The sequence below is a fragment of the Kineosporia succinea genome, assembly GCF_030811555.1.
Lineage (GTDB): Bacteria > Actinomycetota > Actinomycetes > Actinomycetales > Kineosporiaceae > Kineosporia > Kineosporia succinea.
Map to the genome: position 1 here is coordinate 6,793,188 of NZ_JAUSQZ010000001.1, position 20,193 is coordinate 6,813,380.

Below are 20,193 nucleotides of genomic sequence, written 5' to 3' on the forward strand. Positions count from 1 at the left end.
GGGCTTGCCTACGTGTGCAAACAGGTTCTACTTTGCACACGTAGGCAAACCAGATCCGCACAAGGGAGTGCTCCCATGTCCACTGCCGCTGGACAGCCCCGCCGCCCAGGCCTCACCCGCCGCCAGATGAACGGCCTCCTGGTCGCCGCCCTCGCCGGCACCCTGGCCGCCTGCGGCCCCTCCATCAACGGCGACTCCGAACCCGCCGCCGGCGGCGACCGGCTCACCGCCCCCACCGGCGACCCGTCCGGCGAGATCGTGATCTGGGACCGCTCCGGCGACCTGTTCAAGGTGTTCGAGGCCGCCATCGCGAAGTTCAACACCAGGTACCCGAACGTGAAGGTCCGTCACGAGGCCGTCGACATCGACGCCAAGCTGCAGAACACCCTGATCACCGGCACCGACGTGCCCGACGGCGTCTTCCTCGACGACGCCAAGGTCGGCGGGTTCGCCGACTACCTGTGGGACCTGAGCGACGTGCTCGAGCCGTACCGCAAGGACATCGCCCCGCAGAAGATCGCGGTCAACTCGCTGAACGGCGGCATCTACGGGGTGCCCTACGACCTCGACCCCGGCCTGCTCTTCTACAACGAGACCGCCCTGACGGCAGCCGGTATCGACGCCGGGACGATCGAGACCTACGACGATCTGCTGGCCGCCGCCCGTCGATACCGGGAGCACAAGCCCGGCTCCGGCCCGATCCACCTGGAGCAGAGCGCGTTCCTCGGCCAGCTGCAGCTGGAGATGTACGCCAACCAGCTCGGCACCAGTCTGGCGGGCGCCGACGGCGAGCTGCGCCTGGACTCCCCGGCCTACCGGCAGATCCTGACCTGGCTCGACACGGTGAGCAAGGAGAAGCTCGGCACCCGCGCCGAGTACCTGTCCCCCAGCGACGTCGGCGCCCTGGACTCCGGAGACCAGGTCTTCTACCCGTGGGCGATCTGGTTCTCCTTCGCCCCGCAGCAGCAGCTGCCCAGGACCGAGGGCGACTGGCGGGCCATGCCCCTGCCCGCCTGGACCTCCGGCGGCGCGCGCAGCGGCGCGATGGGCGGCTCGTCGTTCGTGCTGCCCAAGGCCGGCGCCCATTCCGGTCTGGCCTGGCTGTTCTACGAGTTCCTGATGTTCGACGAGGCCGGGTACACCGCCGTCTGGGGAGCCAGCGACGTCTACCCCCAGGGCCTGAACACCTCGATCCCCAGCTACAAGCCGGCCGCGGACGTCTCCAAGCCCCTCTTCGAGCCCCTCGCGGCCCTCGGCGGGCAGGACCTGTGGAAGACCGCGGTCGAGGCCGGCAACCAGATCCCCGCCGGCGCGGCCATTCCCAGCTGGTGGAGCGGCGCCGTCGACTATCTCGGCACCGACGTGCAGAAGATGCTCGACGGTGACCTCACCCCCGACCAGGTCATCGACCGGGCGAGCCAGGACATCCAGAAGAACCTGGTCGACCGCCGATGAGTCTCGCCACCCCGGCCCGCTCCCTCCCACCCCGAGCGCGGCGCCTCACCCGCCGGCATCTGGCGCCCTACGTCTTCGTCGCCCCGTTCATCGCCCTGTTCGCGGCCTTCAGCGTCTACCCGATGATCTTCACCCTCCGGCTCAGCTTCACCGACTGGCGCGGATCGGGCGCGGCCCGGTGGGTGGGCTGGGACAACTACACGTATCTGCTGGGCAGCGGCGCGTTCTGGTCGTCGCTGGGCAACTCGGCCGTGCTCTGGCTGCTCGTCGTCCCCGCCCAGATCGTGCTGGCCCTGACCGTCGCGGTCGTGCTGAACAACGCCCGGCTGAGGATGCGCGGCCTCTACCGGGTCGCGTACCTGGTGCCGTTCGTGACGCCGCTGGTGGCCGTCGCCCAGATCTGGGTGGTGCTGTTCGACCAGAACTACGGCGCGGTCAACCGGCTGCTGTCGCTCGTGGGCCTGCCCGACATCGGCTGGCTCACCACGACCACCTGGGCCAAACCCACACTGGCGCTGCTGTTCATCTGGAAGACGACCGGTTTCATCGTCGTCATCCTGCTGTCCGGCCTGCAGAGCCTCGACGCCAGCCTGTACGAGGCCGCCGAGATCGACGGGGCCGGCACCCTGCGCAAGCTCTGGTCGCTGACCGTCCCGCTGATCCGGCGCACCCTCGCCTTCGCCGCGGTCATGCAGACCCTGGCCGTGTTCCAGATGTTCGCCGAGCCGTTCGTCGTCACCGACGGTGGCCCCTACAACTCCACCACGACCGCCGGTTTCTACCTCTACAAACACATCAACCAGGCCGATCTCGGCACCGGCGCCGCCAACTCCTTCCTGCTCGTCGTGGTCGTGATGGCGCTGTCGCTGCTGTTCGTGCGCCTTCTGCGGACGGAGGACTGATGCGCAACCGCGCTGTCGCAGCCCATCTCTTCCTGGGTGCCGTGCTCCTGCTCTCCCTGGCCCCGGTGGTCTGGGCCGTCGTCTCGGCGTTCAAGCCCGCCGCCGAGATCGTCGCCGACCCGCTCGGCCTCGACCCGGCCACCCTCACCCTCGAGAACTACCGGAGGGTGTTCGACGACGTCCCGCTCCTGAGCGGATTCCTCAACACCGCGGTCGTTCTCGTCAGCAAGGGCACCCTGACCCTGCTGCTGGCCCCCCTGGCCGCGTTCGGATTCGCGAAATACCGCTTCCCGGGCCGGGGGCTGCTGTTCGGCACGGTGCTCGTCACCCTGATGCTGCCCACCATCGTGCTGATCATCCCGCTGCTGCTGCAGATGAAGGAGCTCGGCTGGGTCAACACCTACCAGGCCCTGATCCTGCCCGGGGCCGTCGACGCGTTCGCCATCTTCTGGATGCGCCAGGTCATCGCCGAGATCCCCGACGAGCTGCTCGACGCCGCCCGCATCGACGGCTGCGGTGAGTTCGGCATCTTCGCCCGGGTGATCATGCCCCTGATCCGCCCGGCCCTGGCCGGTCTGGGCGTCCTCACGGTCATGAACATCTACAACGACTTCGTCTGGCCCGTCGTGGTGGCCAACAGCGAGCGCATGGCCACCCTGCAGGTCGTCCTGTCCACGCTGGCCCAGAACATCACCGGCAACCGGATCGGCGCCGACTACGCCACCGTCACCGGAGAACTGCTGGCCGCCACGTCCATCGCCCTGCTCCCCCTCGTCGCCGTCTTCGTGGCGCTGCAACGGCATTTCGTCTCCGGAATCCTGGCCGGCAGCGTCAAGGGCTGACGACGCCCATTTCCCGAAAGGCCCCTGAACGACATGACTTCCCCGCTCGACGTCCTCCCCCAGACCCCGCCCGCCGGGCCGCGTCCCGAATACCCCCGCCCCGACCGCGATCGATCCCACCGCTGGCTCTCGCTGAACGGCACCTGGGACCTCGAGACGGAGGACGACGTGGTCCCGGTCGTCGTCCCGTTCGCCTGGGAGACCAGCGCCTCGGGCGTCGGGCGCACGTGGCTGGAACGGGCGACCTACCGGCGGCGTGTCAGCGTCCCGGCCGGCTGGACCGGATGCCGCGTCGTGCTGTGCTTCGGCGCGGTGCACCACGAGGCGCAGGTGCTGCTCGACGGGCACGAGGTGGCTCGGCACGAGGGCGGTTACACGTCCTTCGAGATCGACGTCACCGACCACCTCGCGCCCGGCTCCGAGGCCGGGCTCGAGGTGCGGGTGCACGCCCCGGCCGACAAGCGCTCGATCCCGCACGGCAAGCAGCGCTCCATCCCCCGCACCGACTACGACGGTGTGTGTTTCACACCCACCTCGGGCATCTGGCAGAGTGTCTGGCTGGAGGGACGCGGCAGCACCTACGTCGAGCACGCCGGGCTGGAGGGCGACTCGCTCACCGGATTCGACCTCACCGGGCGCCTGGCCGGACCGGACGTCACCGGCACCCGGATCACGGCCCGGGTGGTCTCCGGATCCAGCTCCTTCGAGCACATCTCGCTGGTCTGTGACGACGAGGGACGCTTTCACGGACGCCTCGAGATCGCGGACGCGCGCGTGTGGTCGCCGGCCGATCCTCATCTGTACGGGATCGAGCTGGTCACCGACGGCGAGGTTCCGGACGTCCTGACGCTCACCTCCGGGCTGCGGCGCATCCAGGCGCTCGGGGAAGAGCTGTGGCTCAACGGTTCCCGGCTGTACGTGCGGGGTGTGCTCGACCAGGGCTACTGGCCGCTGACCGGGCTGACCGCTCCCGACGACGCGGCGCTCGTGCGTGACCTGGAGATCGCCCGCGATCTCGGCTACAACCTCGTGCGCAAGCACCTCAAGCTCGAGGACCCGCGCTGGCTGCACCACGCCGACCGGATGGGCATGCTGGTCTGGGCCGAGCCGCCGGCCGCCAGCCGGTTCAGCGCCGGGGCGGTGCGGGCGTTCGAGAACCAGCTGCCGGCCCTGGTCGAGCGCGACGGCAACCACCCCAGCATCGTGGTCTGGGGCCTCTACAACGAGGAATGGGGCCTGGACTGGGACATCCCGCACAGCCCGGACCGCGCCCGCGCCGCCCGGCAGGCCTACGAGGCGATGCGGGCCCTGGACGAGACCCGGCCGATCGTCGAGAACTCCGGCTGGTCGCACGTTCTCACCGACCTGGTGGACTGGCACTACTACGACGAGGACCTGGGCAGCTGGGCCCGCACCCTCGCCCAGCTGGCCTCCGGGGAACGCGAGGACTTCCCGGTGCGGCTGGGCGCCGACTTCGTGGTGGACAAGCCGCTGTACGGCAACGCCGACCATCCCCGGCACCGGATCCCGCTGCTGAACAGTGAGTACGGCACCGGGTACACCAGTCTCGAGCGGGCCTGGAACCTGCGCTGGCAGACCCAGGAGCTGCGGCGTCACGACCGGTTCGCCGGGTACGTCTACACCGAGCTGACCGACATCGAGCACGAGATGGCCGGGCTGCTCGACTACGACCGCCGCGCCAAGGATCTGGGTGGCCTCGACCCGAGCGACGTGAACGCCGAGACCGTGCTGGTCGTGGACCTGGTGCCGGCCGCCGCGGGAGCCGACATCCCGCTGCCGACGGCCGATCTCGAGCTCGCCGTGCACGTCTCGCACCACGGTGCGACGTCGCTGACCGGGCGCCTGAACGCGGCCTGGGCGCCCGCCAACCACCCGGCGAACCGCGGCCTGCCCTCGCCCGAGGTGACCACCGACGTCCTGACCGCCGTCCCGTTCACGCTCACCGCCGCGTCCACCCTTGCCGTGCGAGCCCCTCTCGGCAAGACCGCCGCCCGGCTGTGGATCTGGCTGACGGACAGCGACAACCGGGGGACCGCACGGACGTTCGTGGACGCCGCCCCGGTCGAGGAACCCAATCGACGAGGTGCGCGCACCACCCCCACAGACCACCCGGACACGGATGCCGGGTAGGACCACCAGCCTCGGAGAGGAAACGATGCGCAACCAAAGGCGGTCGCGTCACTGGAAACGAGCACTTGCGCTGCCGGCCGTGCTGGCCCTGGCCTGGACCGCACTGGCCGGGGTGGTCACAGCGCAGACCGCGGAGGCGGCCACGCCCGGGCAGGTGCTGTACTCCCCGAACCTGTCCACCTTCCCCGCCGGAACGGCCGGGTACCCGCGGGCGATCCGGCTCGACCACGACAACTCCAGCAATCAGACCATGCTGGCGACGTTCGCGCAGAGTGGCCAGAACGAGCCGGGCAACCTGCCGGTCTACCGGAGCACGAACGGCGGTGACAGCTGGGGCAAGATCTCCACGGTCACGTCGAACACGGCCGGGTGGGACATCGAGGCCCCGACCCTGTTCGAGGTCCCCCGGAACATCACCGGCCTGAGCGCCGGCGACGTCCTGGCGGCCGGAACGGCCTGGAAGGTCGGGGATTACACGCAGCAGAAGGTCGAGGTGTTCCGCAGCACCAACGGCGGGGCGAGCTGGTCGTTCCTGTCGAACTGCACCTCGACGAGCGGCCTGCCCAACAGCTGGGGCCACGGCATCTGGGAGCCGGCGTTCCTGGTGGCCGACGACAACTCGCTGGCGTGCTTCATCTCCGACGAGCGCCCGGCCAACTCGGCGACGAACAACCAGGTGATCGGGCACTACACGTCGACGAACGGCGGGGCGAGCTGGAGTTCGGCCCTGACCGCGGACGTGAGCTTCCCGAACGACAGCCTGGCGCGGCCGGGCATGCAGACGTTCGCGGAGCTGCCCAACGGCACGTTCGTCATGTCGTACGAGATGTGCCGGGACGCGACGAACGCCGACCACGCCTGCGAGGTGTACGTCAAGACCAGTGCGGACGGCCTGAGCTGGGGGGCCGCGGGTTCGGCGGGCACGCTGGTGCAGACGGCCGACGCCCGGCAGCTGCTGCACACGCCGCACATCTCGTGGATCTCCGGCGGAGGCTCCAACGGCACGTTGCTGCTGTCGGGGCAGCGGGTCGTCGCCGGGCCGACGGGCAACAAGACGGTGCTGGCCGAGTCGGGCACCGTGCTCTTCACCAACCGGAACCTCGGGGCCGGTGAGTGGACCGAGGCGAGCACGCCGGTGACCGTCGACCCGACGGGCGGCTACGGCACCGGTGTCCCGTCCTGCCCGGGCTACTCGACGCCGGCGCTGCCCCGCGAGGACGGCACCACGTACGTGTACTTCGCGGCCACCTGGCGCGGCCAGAACAACCAGTGCGAGGTCCGTTTCGGCACCGGGCGGATCCCGGGCCCGACCGGCGCGATCAGGACCACCGACGGCAAGTGCCTGGACGTGGACACCAACACGGCGGCGAACGGCAACGCGGCCCAGGTGTACACGTGCGGGGTCGCGACCGGTCAGCGCTGGTCGATCGAGAGCGACGGCACGATCCGGGCGTTCGGCAAGTGCCTCGACGTGGACGCCCAGGGCACGGCCAACTTCACCAAGGTCCAGCTGTGGGAGTGCAACGGCTCCGGCGCCCAGCAGTGGGCCAGGTCGACGGCGGGCGCGCTGCGCAACCCGCAGTCGGGGCGGTGCCTGGACATCCCGTCGGGCAACACCGCCGACGGCACGAGGCTGCAGATCTACGACTGCAACGGGCTGAGCTCGCAGGCCTGGACGACCGCGTAGTAGGCCGACCGTGCTGCTTCCGATGCTCGACCGTCGGAAGCAGCACGGTCGCGCTCATCCCACCCCGGCCGGCGGAACCGGTCGCGGTGCCCGTCACCCGTTCTGCTCGCGGGTGCTCAGCTCGTGGGCTCCGGGCACGACGACACCGGTCTCGTAGGCCAGCACCACGGCCTGCACCCGGTCACGCAGGCCGAGTTTGGCCAGGACGTGCCCGACGTGGACCTTGACCGTGCCCTCGGACAGGAAGAGCTGCGCCGCGATCTCCTGGTTGGAACGGCCGGCGGCCATGATCAGGAAGACGTCACGCTCGCGCTCGGTCAGGCAGTTCAGTACCTCCTCGCGGCGCTGCGCCCCCTGGGTGCCCGGCATGACGGACCCGAAACGTTCCAGCAGGCGGCGGGTCACGGTCGGGGCGAGCACCGCGTCGCCGCCGTGCACGGTGCGGATGGCGGCGAGCAGGACGTCGGGTGGCGCGTCCTTGAGCAGGAAACCGCTGGCCCCGGCGCGCAGCCCGGCGAAGACGTACTCGTCGAGGTCGAACGTGGTCAGGATGATGACCCGGGCCCGGGGGGCGCCGGCGAGAATGCGCTCGGTGGCGGTGATCCCGTCCATCGTGGGCATCCGCACGTCCATCAGCACCACGTCGGGCTTCAGGGCGGCGGCCATCGGCAGCGCGGTCGTGCCGTCATCGGCCTCCCCCAGCACCTCGATGCCGGGCTCCGGTTCGAGAACCATCCGCAGGCCGAGCCGCAGGAACTGCTGGTCGTCGACCAGCATCACACCGATCGTCACCGGGCCACCTCGTCGTTCGCCGCGCCGGTCAGGGGGAAGCCCGCGCTGACCCGCCATCCGCCGCGCGAGGCCGGGCCGGCCTCGAGCGTGCCCCCGAAGGACTGCACCCGCTGGCGCATCCCCAGGATGCCGCGTCCGCGCCCGTCCGCCGACTCCACCCCGGAACCGCCGCGTCCGTCGTCCTCGATCAGGATCTCGATGGCCTCCGGCCGGTAGCCCAGCCGGACCACGGTTCTCGTGGCGCCCTGCGCGTGCTTCATCGAGTTGGTCAGGGCCTCCTGCACCAGGCGGTACACGGTGAGCTGCAGACCGCTGGAGGCCAGTTCGCCCGGCGGATCACCCTCGACCTCGAGCGTCACCGGCAGGCCGGTCGCCCGGACCTGGCTGACCAGACCGTCGAGCGAGCGCAGGTCGGGCACCGGCTGCCGCTCCGGGGAGGCGGGCATGGTGCCGAGCAGCCGCCGGGTCTCCTCGAGGGCGGAGCGGGCCATGGTGACGGTGGTGGTGACGGCCTGGCGGGACCGTTCGCTGGTGATCTCGCCGCTGCGGGCCAGGCCCTCGCTGAGCGCGACCACCACGGTCAGGTGGTGGGCGATCAGGTCGTGCATCTCGCGGGCGATGCGGGCGCGCTCGTCGGCGGCGGCGAGCTGGTCGCGTTGCTCGCGTTCGACCTCGAGGTGGCGGTTGCGCTCGTTCAGCGCCTCCTGGTGCCGGTCGCGAGTCTGGCGGTACAGGCCGAGAGCGAAGGCCAGGGTCTGCGGGGCGGCGAGACCGACGAAGATCAGGATCTTCTGCATCACCGAGTTCAGCGACGACATCGCACCGGCCGCGAAGATCAGCGGCAGCACCAGGGACAGGGCGAGCGCGACGCAGGCCGCGCGCAGGGAGCAGAGCACCGTGACCGTGTGCACCGCGATCGTCACGACCGCGATGTGCAGCAGGACGTTGTTCGCGTGGGCGCTCCAGACCACCACGGTCAGCACCAGCATGGCGAGGTTGACCGGCAGCACCCAGATGCGCCGCAGCAGCATCAGCACGAAGAACAGGGCCGCGGCCAGGGCGGTGGGCCCGTCGGGGCGCTCCAGACCGGCCAGCGCGACGACGGCCGCGAGCGCGCCGTCCAGAGCCCAGGAGCGGACGGGACGGCCCCGCAGCGGGGTCACCGGCCGGAAGAAACCCTTCACGTCGCTCCTGCTCTCAGTAGGCCGTTCCCGGACCGCGCCTGCGCGCGTCCGGACGCCCGATCAGGTACCAAGCAAACCAGGCCAGCACCGGGAAGCAGAACACGAAGAGCAGCCAGACGATCTTCCGGCCCGGCGGGAGCGCGGAGTTGAGGATCGAGCCGACCACGACGACGAACAGCACCACCAGGGCCAGCAGCACGCCGATGAGCACGGCCGACAACAGCCAGTGGCCGGGGTGCGACGGAACGTCACCCGACCTGGAGGCCAGAACGAGCTGCGCAGTAACGGAAGTCATGTCGTCCAGGCTGGTGCCCGGGCGGGCGGCGGGCCATATCCCGGCCGTCCACGACCGGCTATGCCTGAGGTCGTAGACGGGATGCGCACGGAAGGCGATCGGCAGTGTTTCTTCAGACTGCCCCGGCAGGATCGTCCTTCCCCGACGACGAAGGACGTGGACCCTGACCCGCTCACCCGCGCTCGGCACCCGCGTGCACCTGGGCTACGGCCTCGGCTCGGTCGTCACGGGGACGTTCGGCACCGTGCCCGGCCTGATGCTGCTGCCCTATCTGACGGACTCCCTCGGTGTCTCCGCGGTGACCGCCGCCGTCCTGGTGTTCACCCCGAAGGTCTGGGACGTCGTCCTCAATCCGCTGGCCGGGCGCATCAGCGATCGCTCGGGCGACCCCCGCGGCCCCCGGCGCCCGTTCCTGCTGCGCGGCGGCATCCCCCTGGCGGCCGGCTTCGCCCTGCTGTTCGCCGCACCGCCGCTCGGTTCCCCGGCCCTGCAGGCGGCGTGGGTCTTCGGGCTGTACCTGGTGTGCGCGACGGCGTACGCGTTCTTCCAGGTGCCGTACATGTCGATGCCGGCCGAGATCACCCGCTCGTACCACGAGCGCACCCGCCTGATGAGCTGGCGGGTGGGGGTTCTCGCGTTCGTCATCCTGCTCACCGGCGCGCTGGCCCCGGCGGTGCGGGACGCGTTCGGCGGGCTCGACGGCTACCGGGTGATGGGGGCACTGGTCGGGGTCCTGCTCCTGATCGGGGTCGTCAGCACCTATCTCGCCACCGGTACGGCCCCCGTCGGCCCGGTGGCCCCGGCCGCCGGGAGGCTGCGCGAGCAGGTGGCCGTCGCGGTGAGGACGCCTGACTTCCGTTTCCTCCTGCTCACTTTCGTGCTGCAGGCGCTGGCCTCCAGCACGATGCTCGCGGCGGTCGCGTACGTCTCGCGCTGGGTGCTGGACGACGACGCGGCGGCCAGCGTCCTGTTCGTCTGCTTCATCGGCCCGGCCCTGCTGCTGACCCCGGTCTGGGCGATGCTCGGCCGGCGGTTCGGGAAACTGCGGGGGTACGTGGCGGCGTCACTGGTCTGGGTGGTCGCCTCGGGCGCGTTGCTGGGTGCCGGTTCCGGTTCGGCCGCGCTGGTCTACGCGGCGGCCGGGCTCGCGGGCATCGGGTACGCCGGCATGCAGCTGTTCCCGATGGCCATGTTCCCGGACGTGACGGCGGCCGAGACCGCCCGCACCGGGCAGAACCGCTCGGGACTGTTCACCGGGATCTGGACCGCGGGCGAAACCCTGGGCCTGGCCCTGGGCCCGGGGCTGTACGGGCTCGTGCTGGCCTGCGGCGGCTACCGTTCCAGCGACGCCGGCAGCGGGCTGCAGACCCAGCCCGACTCGGCGCTGACCGCCATCGTCATCGGGTTCTCGCTGGTGCCCAGCCTTCTCGTGCTGGCCAGCCTGATCCCCCTGCGAAAGTTCGGCTCGGTGCCGGCCCGCGGCTGAGGAGATTCTCGTGACGAACGACCGGGCGGCCCCGATCGAGCAGTTCGCCGAAGGGCTGCGGACACCCGGTGAGACCCCGTGAGCCGGCGGCCCGGTCCGGCCCCGCCGGGCTGACGAACGCGGGCCGGATGTCAGGCCGCGGGAGCCGTGGGCAGCACCATCACCGCGGCCAGCCCGCCGCTGGATGCCCGCTCGAGCCGCAGGTCGCCACCGGCCGCCCGCACGACCGAGCGGCTGATCGCCAGGCCCAGACCGGTGCCGCCCGCCCGCGAACGGGAGCGGTCGCTGCGCCAGAACCGCTCGAACGCCACCTCCCGGTCAGGCGGCGCCAGGCCCGGTCCGTCGTCCTCGACCCGAAGCTCGGCCCGCCCACCGGGCTGCTCACCGGGCTGCTCACCGGCCTGGTCACCGGCCTGCTCACCGGTCGGGACGACGGACACCCGCACCGTCGTGCCCGCGGGCGTGTGGCGTCCGGCGTTGACCAGCAGGTTCGTCACCGCCCGGCGCAGCGCGACCGGATCGGCGCGCACCTGGACCGACCCGGCCGGCGGGCGCAGGTCGTAGACGTGTTTCGGATACAGGCGCGCGGTCTCGCCGACTACCTCGGCCAGCAGCCCGCCCAGATCGACGGTGCCGGAGCCGTTCGGCGGCGCGGTGTCGTAGCGGGCCAGGGTCAGCATGTCCTCCACCAGGCCCTCCATGCGGCCGGCCTCCTGCCAGATGTGCCGCATCGCCTCGTCCACCCCGTCCCAGTCCTGGATGCCGCGCTCGCGGTACAGGTCGGCCCAGCCGCGCACGGCGGTCAGCGGGGTGCGCAGCTCGTGCGAGGCGTCGGCGACGAAGTCGCGCATCCGGTTCTCGCTCTGCTCCCGGGCCTCGAACGCGTCGTTCAGCGCGGTCGCGACCTGCCGCAGTTCCGGGTCGTTCTCGTCGAGGCGGACGCGTTCGGTCGTGCGCCCTCCGGCGATCGCCTCGGCGGTGCCGGCGATCTCGCGCAGCGGCCGCAGACCGGAGGCCACGAACCGGCGGGACAGCCCGAAGAACAGCGCGAGAACGATCACGGCACCGATGATCTCGACGAGCGCCAGACGCCGCAGGGCCTGCTGTTTCGCGGTCAGTGGGTACCCGACGAGCACGGCCGTGACCGGCACGGCGACCTCTCCCTCGTCCACCTGCACCCGGATGTCCCGCCCGACGGGCACCAGCAGCACCCGGAAATCGGTGCCGGCCCGGCTCGTGTGGGTCGTCATCTCCCCCGGGGTCAGGCCGCCCAGAACGACGGACGCGTCGGGACCGTCCGCGACCGACATCGGTTCCGAGGCGGTCAGGACCCGTTCCTCCTGCCCGATGTAGGCCACGTACAGGTCGGACGGCGACAGGGCGTCGAGCAGGCCCACGCGCACCGGTTCCAGGTTGCGGGGCAGGGCCTCGATCCGGGCCGAGGCCTCGTTCAGCGTCATGGCGACCTCGCGGTTCTGGATCGACCACACGCCCACGTACGCCACCGCATCCACCATGGTGAGCCCCAGAATCAGCGACAGCATCATCTGGGCGCGCAGTCGGCCGAAAAGGCCCTGCGGCAGGCCGGAACCGGGCATACGGGTCTACGCGTCCCCGGGGACCGAGCGCACCGTGTACCCGAAACCACGCACCGTGCGGATGAACGAGCCGGACGGGCCACCGAGCTTGCGCCGCAGCTGGCTGACGAACTTCTCCACCACGCCGACGTCGCCCACGTAGTTGTAACGCCAGACCGAGTCCACGATCTGCTCCTTCGAGACCACCACGTCCACGTTCACCATGAGATAACGCAGCAGCTTGTACTCGGTCGGTGACAGGTCCAGCGGCCGCCCGGCCCGGGTGACGGTGTAGAGCGCCTCGTCCATCACGACATCGTCCACCACGAGCACGTTCTCGGCGGCCGGCTCCGGCCGGCTCCCGGCCGGCGGGGCGGCCAGGCTGACGCGCCGGTGCAGCGCGATCACCCGGGCCACGACCTCGGCGACGCTGAACGGCTTGACCAGGTAGTCGTCCGCACCGAAGGCGAAGCCGGTGAGCCGGTCCTCGAGACTGTCGCGGGCGGTCAGGAACAGCACGCCGACACCGGCGTTCTCCTCGCGCAGCTCGTGGGCGAGATCCAGGCCCGAACCGTCGGGCAGCATCACGTCGAGCACCGCGACCGCCGTCGGCGTACGGGCCGCCACCTCGCGGGCCGTCTGCACGTTCGAGGCTCCGTGCACGGTGAACCCGGCGAAGCTCAGCGTGCGGGTGAGCAGTTCGAGCACCGACGGCTCGTCCTCCACGACCAGGACCGAGCGCGTCACGGGTGCCGGTCCCGGGTGGGCCGGTTTCCCCTCGTCAATACTGAGCACCTGATCAATGATGGGGGCCGGAGGTTCCCGGCGCACATCAGCCACCTGATGATGCTCTGACCGGATCCTGACGATTCGCTGACGGAAAGGCCCGTAGTCACCCGCCGTGTTGTTCAGACACCTCTCCGGTTCACGGAAGCTCCCGGTCAGGGCGGACGCAGACGCGTCCGGCAGGCTGGGGTCCATGGCGACGACCAGCCGGCGCCTTCGGTGGATCCTGATCCTGATCGTGATGCTGGCCCTGCTGGCCGGGGTCAACGTCGCGCTGGACCGGTACCTGGAGGTGCGGGCGCGGGACGAGGCGGCCTGCCGTCTGCCGGAGGGCGCGAGTGTGGTCGACGTCGAGGTCGGCGGTAACGCACTGCTGTCGTTGCTGCACGGCCGGTTCGACTCGATCGTGGTGCACAGCCGGGGTTTCGCCCTGGGCCCCGACACCGGCGTCACGGCCGACGTGATCGTGCGGATGCGGGACGTGCTCATCGACCGGCACGCCTCGTTCGAGGAGCGCATCGGCTCGGTCGACCTCGAGATCGGCCTGCCCGCGGCCACGCTGCGCCAGCTGATGGCCGCGGGCCCCGAGGCCCCCGCGACCGTGCCGGACCTGACGATCACCGACGGCGTCCTGCGCGCGTCCGTGACCGCCGCGGGCGTCCCCGTCACCGTGTCCCTCACCCCCACCGTGGCGGCCGGGGACGTCCGTCTCACCCCGACCGCCGTGCGCATCGGCAACCGGACCTTCGCGCCCGAACTGCTCCGCAACGTCCGTGGTTACCCCTCCCTGACCACGACGGCCGGTGACCTGCTGAGCCCGCGCGACATCGACGTCCCCCATCTGATGCCCCGGGTCGACCCGGACTCCGCGACCGTCGTCGGCGACCAGTTGCGCCTGCGACTGGGCGTCGACGACGCCGGGGTCACCAGTTACCTCGCCGAGAACGCGGAACGGGCGGCGACCCGTTCCGCGTGCTCGTGACTCTCTTGTGTCGAGAGACGGCTTGTCTCAGAGCACGGCGTCGGCCAGCCGGCTCACGTCGTCCGCATCGTCGGTGGCCGGGACGAAAATCAGCTCGTCGGCCCCGATCTCCGCAAACTGGGCCGCCACCGAGCGGGCGGCGTCGGCCGAGGCAGCCACGTTCGCCACGACCAGGCCCGCCATGTCCTCACCGAGATCACGATAGTAGTGATGCACGTTGGCCCGGCCGGTCTCGGCGTCGCCCAGCGCCACGTAGGCCAGCGCGATCAACCGGGGCGCACCGTCGCGGTCCGCGTCCTTCCAGGCGGTGCGCACACTTTCGAACGACGGCGCCACCATGGCCGCCGGCACGGTGCCCGCGACGTACCCCTCAGCGACACGGGCCGCGCGGTCGAAGGACGCCTGCACGTGACCGCCGATGATCAGCGGGAGCGGCCGTGCCGCACGGGTGACGGCCGGTAGCGTCCCGTCGATCGGCTCCCCGCTCCAGACGCGTCGATAGATCTCGATGTCGCGGTCCAGTCGCGCCCCGGTGCCGCGCGGGCCATGGCCCTCGGCCACGAAATCCTCCGGGCGGCCGCCCAGTCCGACGCCCAGCGTCAGCCGGCCGCCGGAGACCGCGTCGATCCCGGCCAGTTCCTTGGCCAGCAGCCGGGGCGGCCAGACCGGCCCCTCGAGTACGCCGGTGAACAACCCGATGGTGGACGTGGTGGCCGCCGCCGCGGCCAGGGTCACCGTGTCGGCGACTCCCGGATAGGCGAACCGCCCGACCGTGCTCAGCGTCGAGAAGCCCGCGCTCTCGGCGGCCGCGGCCCACGTGGGGATGATGCGGGCGTCCACGTCACGGACCTGGTTGGGCAGGCCGATGCCGATCTTCATGCTTCCTCCTGCGTGCCTCATGGCCACCACGCTAGGCCGACTCAGCGCACCGGCATGATTTCGTCAGCATTCCCGGAAGAACGTTGGCGTCCCCTCAGTTTCCGTCCGGCCGCCCCGCGTCGTTGACGGCGTGCGGCACGACGAGCAGAGCGACGTCTCCCCGCGCCCCGGTGGCTGGCGGGAGCCCAGCGCGCCCAGCGCGACCCGGGACAACCCAGCGCGACCTGGCTCGACCCGGCACAACCCAGCGCGACCTGGCACAACCCAGCGCGGCCTGGCTCGGCCTGGCTCGACCTGGCACAACCCGGCACGGCCCAGCACAACCCGGCACGGCCCAGCGCAACCCGGCGCGACCCGGCGCGGACTGTCCTGGGACGACCGCGGCGAACGTCAGGTCGGTGCGGGCATGGGCCGGGGACACAGGGCGCCGGTCAGGACGTGTGGTGATGAACAGGACCTGTGCGGCGCGGCGAAGTGTGGTGCTTTCGATTATCGATAATCGAAAGCACCACACTTCGCGCCGCGGCCTTGATGGCGTTCGCGGTGGAGCGAGCAAGTGGCCGCCCATGGCGGACAGGGGCGGTAGGCGGCGATAGGCGGCGATAGGCGGCGACAGGCGGCGACAGGCAGCGACAGGCAGCGACAGGCAGCGACAGGCAGCGACAGGCAGCGACAGGCAGCGACAGGCAGCGACAGGCAGCGACAGGCAGCGACAGGCAGCGACAGGCAGCGACAGGCAGCAGTAGAGGTCGGCAAGCGTGGACGCACGAACCCTCACGGAGGGCTTCTTCGCCCTGCCTGCCCACCGGGTCGCCGGTCTCGCTCAGCGGCTCAGGCTGCAGGCCCAGCATCTCGGTGATGCGGGACCCGGCACGGTTGGCCGGTGATGCTGAAAGAGGCTCGGGCCCGCACGAACACGAGGCTACTCAGTGGGGCAGCAGCCGTCGCGGCAATGGGGGTCACCGGAAGGCAACGACAGCGCCGGTGAGCAGCAGGCATCGCCGCGCCAGGCCTCGCGTCCCTCCTTGACCGCCACCGCGGCGATGACCAGCGCGGCCAGTGGATCGGCCCACCACCAGCCCAGGGCCGAGTTCAGGATCAGGCCGATCAGCAGCACGAGTGACAGGTAGGTGCACAACAGGGTCTGCTGGGAATCGGCCACGGCAGAACGTGATCCGAGCTCACGGCCCGCCCGCCGCTGCCCGGCCGACAGCAACGGCATGACCGCCAGCGACACCGCGGCCAGGACGATCCCGGTCGTCGAGTGCGCCGCCTGCTCGGCACCGATCAGGGCCCGCAGCGACTCGACACCGACGTAGGCGGCCAGGGCGAAGAACGACACCGCGATGATCCGCAGCGCCCGTCGTTCCCGCTGTTCCCGCACCTCGTGCTCGGAGCCGCTGAACTGCCAGGCCACCGCCGCGGCCGAGGAGACCTCCACGACGGAGTCCAGGCCGAACCCGATGAGCGCGCTCGAGCCGGCGCGGTGGCCGGCCGTGATCGCGACCACCGCCTCGATCACGTTGTAGGTGATCGTCGCCGCCACGAACCAGCGCACCCGGCGGGCCAGAACGCTCTGCCGGGCCGTGTCCCCTCGTCGCGCGGGGACAACGGTCAGCGGGAGAACCGGCCGGTCCGCAGCCATCAGCAGCACCCCTCGTCGGCGGACGACGGGCACGCCGCCGGATCGACCGCCAGCACGAGCCCCAGCAGATCGCCCAGCGCGTGCGCCAGACGGGGGTCGGCCAGCTCGTACCGGCTGCGACGCCCCTCCGGGACGGCCACGACCAGGCCGCACCCCCGCAGACAGGCCAGGTGGTTGGACAGGTTCTGCCGCGTCGTGCCCAGCTCGTCGGCCAGGTCGGCCGGATAGCCGGGCTTCTCACGCAGCGCCAGCAGCAGCCGGGCCCGCACCGGGTCGGACAGTGCGTGACCGAACCGGGCCAGCACCTGGCCGTGCGTCAGCGTCTCCATTCCCTCACAGTACAGCGCTCGATGTATTCAGGAAACGATGAACCGTTCTCAGCCCGGCATGCTCTCCGCGATCGCGACGTCCGCCGGGTCGTACTCCGCGCCCGGGCAGTCGGTCAGGTACTCGCCCACCGCATGCCGGTGCTTACCGTCACGCCAACCGCAGCCTCTGCAGGCGGGCCCCATCAGAATGGTGAGATCGGTGTTGCTGAACGGGCCTTCCATGGCCGCACCTTCTTCGCTCGCTGATCGTCAGGTCGGGATCATCATCCCTTTCCGCGAATCAGGCGGCGTCCACCGCCCCCGGCCGCTTCGCACCTGAATCTCTCGCCACCGCAGAACGTGGCCATGGTCGGCTGAACGACGTTCAGAGCAGGTGACGCAGCGACCGCAGGCCCGTGCGGATCTCGTCGACCAGGATCCCGGGTTGTTCCAGGGCCGCGAAGTGCCCACCCTTCCCAGCCTCCCCGTAATGGATCAGGTTGCTGTACGCCTCGTCGATCCAGCCGCGCGCGACGCGGGGGATGTCTTTCGGGAAGACGGTCACCGCGACCGGCAGCGAGAGCTTCGGCCCGGCGAACGTGAGCGACCGGTTCTCCCAGTAGATGCGGCCGGACGAGGCCGCGCTGTTGGTGAACCAGTACAGGGAGATCGCGTCGAGCATGTCGTCGACACCGAGGGCATCCTCGGCGAGCCCGCGGTTGTCGGTCTTGGACTGGAACTTGTCATAGATCCAGGCCGCCTGGCCGGCGGGTGAGTCCGCCAGGGCGAAGCCGACGGTCTCCGGTTTCGTTCCCTGCAGATGGTTCGACCCGCCGAGCTCCCCCGAGTAGAGCGCGAGCGTGGCCAAGGACTCCTGCTGTTCGGGAGACAGGTCGTCGGGGATCTGCGCCGGGAAGGCGTACTGGGTGTTGAGATGGATGCCGAGCAGTCCGTCCGGTCGCAGGTCACCGAGCGCACTGGTGACGACAGCACCCCAGTCACCGCCCTGCGCGGCCCATTTCGTGTATCCCAGACGCTTCATCAACGACACCCAGGCATCAGCGATGCGCGACACCGTCCACCCGCTCTCGGTGGGCTTGCCGGAGAACCCGAACCCGGGCAGCGACGGGACGACCACGTCGAACGCGTCCGCGGCGTCACCACCGAAGGCCACCGGATCGGTCAGCGGGCCGATCAGTTTGACGAACTCGACGATCGAGCCCGGCCACCCGTGCGTGAGCAGCAGCGGCATCGCACCGGGATGCGGGGACCGGACGTGGATGAAATGGATGTCCAGTCCGTCGATCTCGGTCAGGAACTGGGGGAAACGATTGAGGTCGGACTCGAAACGCCGCCAGTCGTAGTCGTTCTTCCAGTGCTCGACCAGGGACCGGGCATTCTCCACCCGGACGCCCTGCGACCAGTCGCCGACCGTTTCCGGATCGGGCCAGCGGGTCCGGGCCAGGCGCTGCTTCAGGTCGGCGATCTCCGTCTCCGGGATCGAGACGGTGAACGGGCGGACGAGTTCGGTGGGGATCGGTGCAGTCATGGCCGGCTCCTGATCTCAGAAGGTTCATTGCACACTGCTGTGCAGCGTAGGTCATTGCACACCCGTGTGCAACACTGTCCGCGTGCCCACCGAGCCGTCCCCCGCGTCCGCACGCCGGCGAGCCCTGACCGAGACGCGTGACCGCATCCTCGACGTCGCCCTCGACCTGCTGGGCCGAGAGCCGGACGCGGGAATGGGCGACATCGCGGTCGCGGCGGGGGTCGTCCGCCGCACCGTCTACGGGCACTTCCCCTCGCGCCTCGACCTGATCCGGACCCTGACCGAGCGCGCCGTCGCCGAGATGGCCGCCGTCCTGCACCAGGTCAGCACCCCCGGTAACAGCGCGGACGTGACGTGGGCCCAGTTCGTCGAGCACATCTGGCCGGTCACGCACCGCTACCGGGTGCTGCTCGCGCTGCGCCGCAGCGAGTACGGCGAGACGATCCACGCCCTGCTCGGCCCGGTCGACGACCTGCTGGCCGAGCTGGTGGGACGGGGCCAGGACGACGAGGTGTTCGCCCGGCACCTGCCAGCCGGCGTCCTGAGTCAGATCGCCTACGGCGCCGTGTTCTCCATCGCCAACAGTGACCTGCCCGCCGGCACTCCGGGCGCCCGGGCCGCGACGATCACGAGCCTGCTGATGCTCGGGGTTCCCGAGACGCGCGCCGTCGCCCTCGTGAGCGGCGAGCCCTGAACCCCTGCTTGAGGACGCGTCGGCGGACTCACCGGGAAAGCCCGGGTCACGTGCGTGACGGGGAGAACGCCACCGTCCGGTTCCGCCGGAGCGGAGGAGGGCTCGCGCCCGGCTAGGCTCATCGCGATTGGTCGAGGCCGGAAAGGCGCATGACATGTACCGAACGAACCGGGTCGTGGTCCTGGGCCGTGGCCCCGGACGGGCCGCCGCCGCGGCGTCCTTCCTGGGCGGGCCGGGTGTGATCCTGATCAGCGAGACGGATCCGAAGGACCCGGCCACCCCCGCGGGCAGCGCCTGGACCGTCATGATGCGCGACCTGCGGCGCCTCGAGGTCGACGTGACGCGCTTCCGGCCCGGCAACGACCCGGACGAGGTCCCGCTGGCCCGGCACGTCACCGTCGACCCGGTGGTCTCCGCCGACGTCCTGCTGGTGGACACGTCACTGCCACCCGACGTGGTGCGCGCCGCGCTCTACCACGCCCGGGGCACGGTGGTTCTCGAGCCGGGCCCGTCGCTGAACTGGCTCACCACGCTGGCCCCGTTCGTTCACCTGCTCGTGCTCACCCCGGCCGGTCTCGGCGCTCTCGTCGACGAGACCACCGACGGCGACCGGGCCCAGGTGCTCACCGGACGCCTGCAGGTTCCCGCGGTCGTGCTCCTGGCCCCCGACCGCGCCCTGATCGTGCGCCCGGGGCAGGAACCCCAGCTCGTCGAGGCCCCCACCGCCGGGACCGCGACCCCGCTCATCCCCCGCGCCGAGGAGTGCTTCCGCGGTGTCCTCGCGGCCCGCCTGGCGGTCAAGTCCTCGCTTCCCGACGCCGTTCTCACGGCCCTGACCGCTTCCGCCCTCCTCGCCGGCCGATCGGCCGCCGACGGGTCGGTGGCCGGCTGGCCCTCCCCCCGGGACCTCACCACCAGCACCTGACCCGTGGATCGCCCGCCGGAACACCACACCGGACGGCGCCCGAACCGGATCCGG

19 protein-coding genes are annotated in these 20,193 nt (G+C 70.9%); 9 read left to right on the plus strand and 10 right to left on the minus strand.

Features of this window, described 5'->3' with window-relative positions:
• The first annotated feature begins 75 nt into the window (after positions 1 to 75).
• Genes J2S57_RS29955 through J2S57_RS29975 form a run of 5 tightly spaced genes read left to right on the plus strand, consistent with a single transcriptional unit; the run spans position 76 to position 7,037 of the window.
• The gene (locus tag J2S57_RS29955; RefSeq protein ID WP_307249251.1) at positions 76 to 1,455 is read left to right on the plus strand and encodes an ABC transporter substrate-binding protein; all 1,380 of its coding nucleotides are present in this window, start codon (positions 76 to 78) and stop codon (positions 1,453 to 1,455) included.
• On the plus strand, positions 1,452 to 2,357 hold the full coding sequence (locus tag J2S57_RS29960) for a carbohydrate ABC transporter permease (protein WP_307249253.1): 906 nt from the start codon (positions 1,452 to 1,454) through the stop codon (positions 2,355 to 2,357). The genes J2S57_RS29955 and J2S57_RS29960 overlap by 4 nt, the downstream gene beginning before the upstream one ends.
• Positions 2,357 to 3,199: a carbohydrate ABC transporter permease gene (locus tag J2S57_RS29965; RefSeq protein ID WP_307249255.1), complete on the plus strand. Its 843-nt coding sequence runs from the start codon at positions 2,357 to 2,359 to the stop codon at positions 3,197 to 3,199. Before J2S57_RS29960 ends, J2S57_RS29965 begins: the two co-directional genes overlap by 1 nt.
• 33 nt (positions 3,200 to 3,232) lie before the next feature.
• Positions 3,233 to 5,350 (plus strand): glycoside hydrolase family 2 protein, encoded by a 2,118-nt coding sequence (locus tag J2S57_RS29970; protein ID WP_307249256.1) that lies wholly within the window; start codon positions 3,233 to 3,235, stop codon positions 5,348 to 5,350.
• Positions 5,351 to 5,375: 25 nt separating this feature from the next.
• The gene (locus J2S57_RS29975) at positions 5,376 to 7,037 is read left to right on the plus strand and encodes a sialidase family protein (RefSeq protein ID WP_307249258.1); all 1,662 of its coding nucleotides are present in this window, start codon (positions 5,376 to 5,378) and stop codon (positions 7,035 to 7,037) included.
• A 93-nt stretch (positions 7,038 to 7,130) separates the two neighbouring features.
• Here J2S57_RS29975 and J2S57_RS29980 read toward each other — a convergent pair whose 3' ends face one another.
• The 3 genes from J2S57_RS29980 to J2S57_RS29990 are packed head-to-tail and all read right to left on the minus strand — an operon-like array spanning position 7,131 to position 9,308.
• Positions 7,131 to 7,829 carry a response regulator gene (locus J2S57_RS29980; protein WP_307249260.1) on the minus strand — a complete coding sequence of 233 codons (699 nt, stop codon included), beginning with the start codon at positions 7,827 to 7,829 and terminating at the stop codon, positions 7,131 to 7,133.
• Positions 7,826 to 9,013: a sensor histidine kinase gene (locus J2S57_RS29985; protein WP_307249262.1), complete on the minus strand. Its 1,188-nt coding sequence runs from the start codon at positions 9,011 to 9,013 to the stop codon at positions 7,826 to 7,828. The genes J2S57_RS29980 and J2S57_RS29985 overlap by 4 nt, the downstream gene beginning before the upstream one ends.
• 13 nt (positions 9,014 to 9,026) lie before the next feature.
• Positions 9,027 to 9,308: a PLD nuclease N-terminal domain-containing protein gene (locus tag J2S57_RS29990; RefSeq protein ID WP_307249264.1), complete on the minus strand. Its 282-nt coding sequence runs from the start codon at positions 9,306 to 9,308 to the stop codon at positions 9,027 to 9,029.
• Positions 9,309 to 9,501: 193 nt separating this feature from the next.
• Between J2S57_RS29990 and J2S57_RS29995 the strand changes: the two genes are divergently transcribed.
• On the plus strand, positions 9,502 to 10,794 hold the full coding sequence (locus J2S57_RS29995) for an MFS transporter (RefSeq protein ID WP_307249266.1): 1,293 nt from the start codon (positions 9,502 to 9,504) through the stop codon (positions 10,792 to 10,794).
• A 131-nt stretch (positions 10,795 to 10,925) separates the two neighbouring features.
• Here the strand turns inward: J2S57_RS29995 and J2S57_RS30000 are convergent, their stop codons facing one another.
• Both J2S57_RS30000 and J2S57_RS30005 read right to left on the minus strand, forming a co-directional pair.
• The gene (locus J2S57_RS30000) at positions 10,926 to 12,392 is read right to left on the minus strand and encodes a sensor histidine kinase (RefSeq protein ID WP_307249268.1); all 1,467 of its coding nucleotides are present in this window, start codon (positions 12,390 to 12,392) and stop codon (positions 10,926 to 10,928) included.
• 6 nt (positions 12,393 to 12,398) lie between these two features.
• Positions 12,399 to 13,118 (minus strand): response regulator transcription factor, encoded by a 720-nt coding sequence (locus tag J2S57_RS30005; protein WP_307249270.1) that lies wholly within the window; start codon positions 13,116 to 13,118, stop codon positions 12,399 to 12,401.
• A 232-nt stretch (positions 13,119 to 13,350) separates the two neighbouring features.
• Between J2S57_RS30005 and J2S57_RS30010 the strand changes: the two genes are divergently transcribed.
• The gene (locus tag J2S57_RS30010; protein ID WP_307249272.1) at positions 13,351 to 14,139 is read left to right on the plus strand and encodes an LmeA family phospholipid-binding protein; all 789 of its coding nucleotides are present in this window, start codon (positions 13,351 to 13,353) and stop codon (positions 14,137 to 14,139) included.
• A gap of 27 nt (positions 14,140 to 14,166) precedes the next feature.
• Here the strand turns inward: J2S57_RS30010 and J2S57_RS30015 are convergent, their stop codons facing one another.
• From J2S57_RS30015 to J2S57_RS30035, 5 genes are all read right to left on the minus strand, one after another.
• On the minus strand, positions 14,167 to 15,018 hold the full coding sequence (locus tag J2S57_RS30015) for an LLM class flavin-dependent oxidoreductase (protein ID WP_307249274.1): 852 nt from the start codon (positions 15,016 to 15,018) through the stop codon (positions 14,167 to 14,169).
• A gap of 922 nt (positions 15,019 to 15,940) precedes the next feature.
• Positions 15,941 to 16,663 carry a cation efflux transmembrane domain-containing protein gene (locus J2S57_RS30020; RefSeq protein ID WP_307249276.1) on the minus strand — a complete coding sequence of 241 codons (723 nt, stop codon included), beginning with the start codon at positions 16,661 to 16,663 and terminating at the stop codon, positions 15,941 to 15,943.
• On the minus strand, positions 16,663 to 16,992 hold the full coding sequence (locus J2S57_RS30025) for an ArsR/SmtB family transcription factor (RefSeq protein ID WP_307249278.1): 330 nt from the start codon (positions 16,990 to 16,992) through the stop codon (positions 16,663 to 16,665). The genes J2S57_RS30020 and J2S57_RS30025 overlap by 1 nt, the downstream gene beginning before the upstream one ends.
• Before the next feature lie 48 nt (positions 16,993 to 17,040).
• A complete protein-coding gene (locus J2S57_RS30030) occupies positions 17,041 to 17,214 on the minus strand; it encodes a hypothetical protein (protein ID WP_307249280.1) in 174 nt (57 codons plus the stop codon).
• Between the two features lie 142 nt (positions 17,215 to 17,356).
• Positions 17,357 to 18,520, minus strand: a complete 1,164-nt coding sequence (locus J2S57_RS30035; protein WP_307249282.1) for an epoxide hydrolase family protein — start codon at positions 18,518 to 18,520, stop codon at positions 17,357 to 17,359.
• Positions 18,521 to 18,602: 82 nt separating this feature from the next.
• Between J2S57_RS30035 and J2S57_RS30040 the strand changes: the two genes are divergently transcribed.
• Both J2S57_RS30040 and J2S57_RS30045 read left to right on the plus strand, forming a co-directional pair.
• Positions 18,603 to 19,214, plus strand: coding sequence for a TetR/AcrR family transcriptional regulator (locus J2S57_RS30040; RefSeq protein ID WP_307249284.1), 612 nt, complete (start codon positions 18,603 to 18,605; stop codon positions 19,212 to 19,214).
• A gap of 154 nt (positions 19,215 to 19,368) precedes the next feature.
• Complete coding sequence (locus J2S57_RS30045) at positions 19,369 to 20,139, plus strand: carbohydrate kinase family protein (RefSeq protein WP_307249287.1); 771 nt, start codon at positions 19,369 to 19,371, stop codon at positions 20,137 to 20,139.
• Positions 20,140 to 20,193: the final 54 nt, after the last annotated feature.

Bases quoted from the DNA above. Each gene is read 5' to 3' on its own strand.
- J2S57_RS30015 (WP_307249274.1), bottom strand. From the start codon at position 15,018: ATGAAGATCGGCATCGGCCTGCCCAACCAGGTCCGTGACGTGGACGCC.
- J2S57_RS29960 (WP_307249253.1), top strand. From the start codon at position 1,452: ATGAGTCTCGCCACCCCGGCCCGCTCCCTCCCACCCCGAGCGCGGCGC.
- J2S57_RS30045 (WP_307249287.1), top strand. From the start codon at position 19,369: ATGTACCGAACGAACCGGGTCGTGGTCCTGGGCCGTGGCCCCGGACGG.
- J2S57_RS30010 (WP_307249272.1), top strand. From the start codon at position 13,351: ATGGCGACGACCAGCCGGCGCCTTCGGTGGATCCTGATCCTGATCGTG.
- J2S57_RS29955 (WP_307249251.1), top strand. From the start codon at position 76: ATGTCCACTGCCGCTGGACAGCCCCGCCGCCCAGGCCTCACCCGCCGC.
- J2S57_RS30030 (WP_307249280.1), bottom strand. From the start codon at position 17,214: ATGGAAGGCCCGTTCAGCAACACCGATCTCACCATTCTGATGGGGCCC.
- J2S57_RS29970 (WP_307249256.1), top strand. From the start codon at position 3,233: ATGACTTCCCCGCTCGACGTCCTCCCCCAGACCCCGCCCGCCGGGCCG.
- J2S57_RS30020 (WP_307249276.1), bottom strand. From the start codon at position 16,663: ATGGCTGCGGACCGGCCGGTTCTCCCGCTGACCGTTGTCCCCGCGCGA.
- J2S57_RS29965 (WP_307249255.1), top strand. From the start codon at position 2,357: ATGCGCAACCGCGCTGTCGCAGCCCATCTCTTCCTGGGTGCCGTGCTC.
- J2S57_RS30025 (WP_307249278.1), bottom strand. From the start codon at position 16,992: ATGGAGACGCTGACGCACGGCCAGGTGCTGGCCCGGTTCGGTCACGCA.
- J2S57_RS29975 (WP_307249258.1), top strand. From the start codon at position 5,376: ATGCGCAACCAAAGGCGGTCGCGTCACTGGAAACGAGCACTTGCGCTG.
- J2S57_RS29990 (WP_307249264.1), bottom strand. From the start codon at position 9,308: ATGACTTCCGTTACTGCGCAGCTCGTTCTGGCCTCCAGGTCGGGTGAC.
- J2S57_RS30035 (WP_307249282.1), bottom strand. From the start codon at position 18,520: ATGACTGCACCGATCCCCACCGAACTCGTCCGCCCGTTCACCGTCTCG.
- J2S57_RS30000 (WP_307249268.1), bottom strand. From the start codon at position 12,392: ATGCCCGGTTCCGGCCTGCCGCAGGGCCTTTTCGGCCGACTGCGCGCC.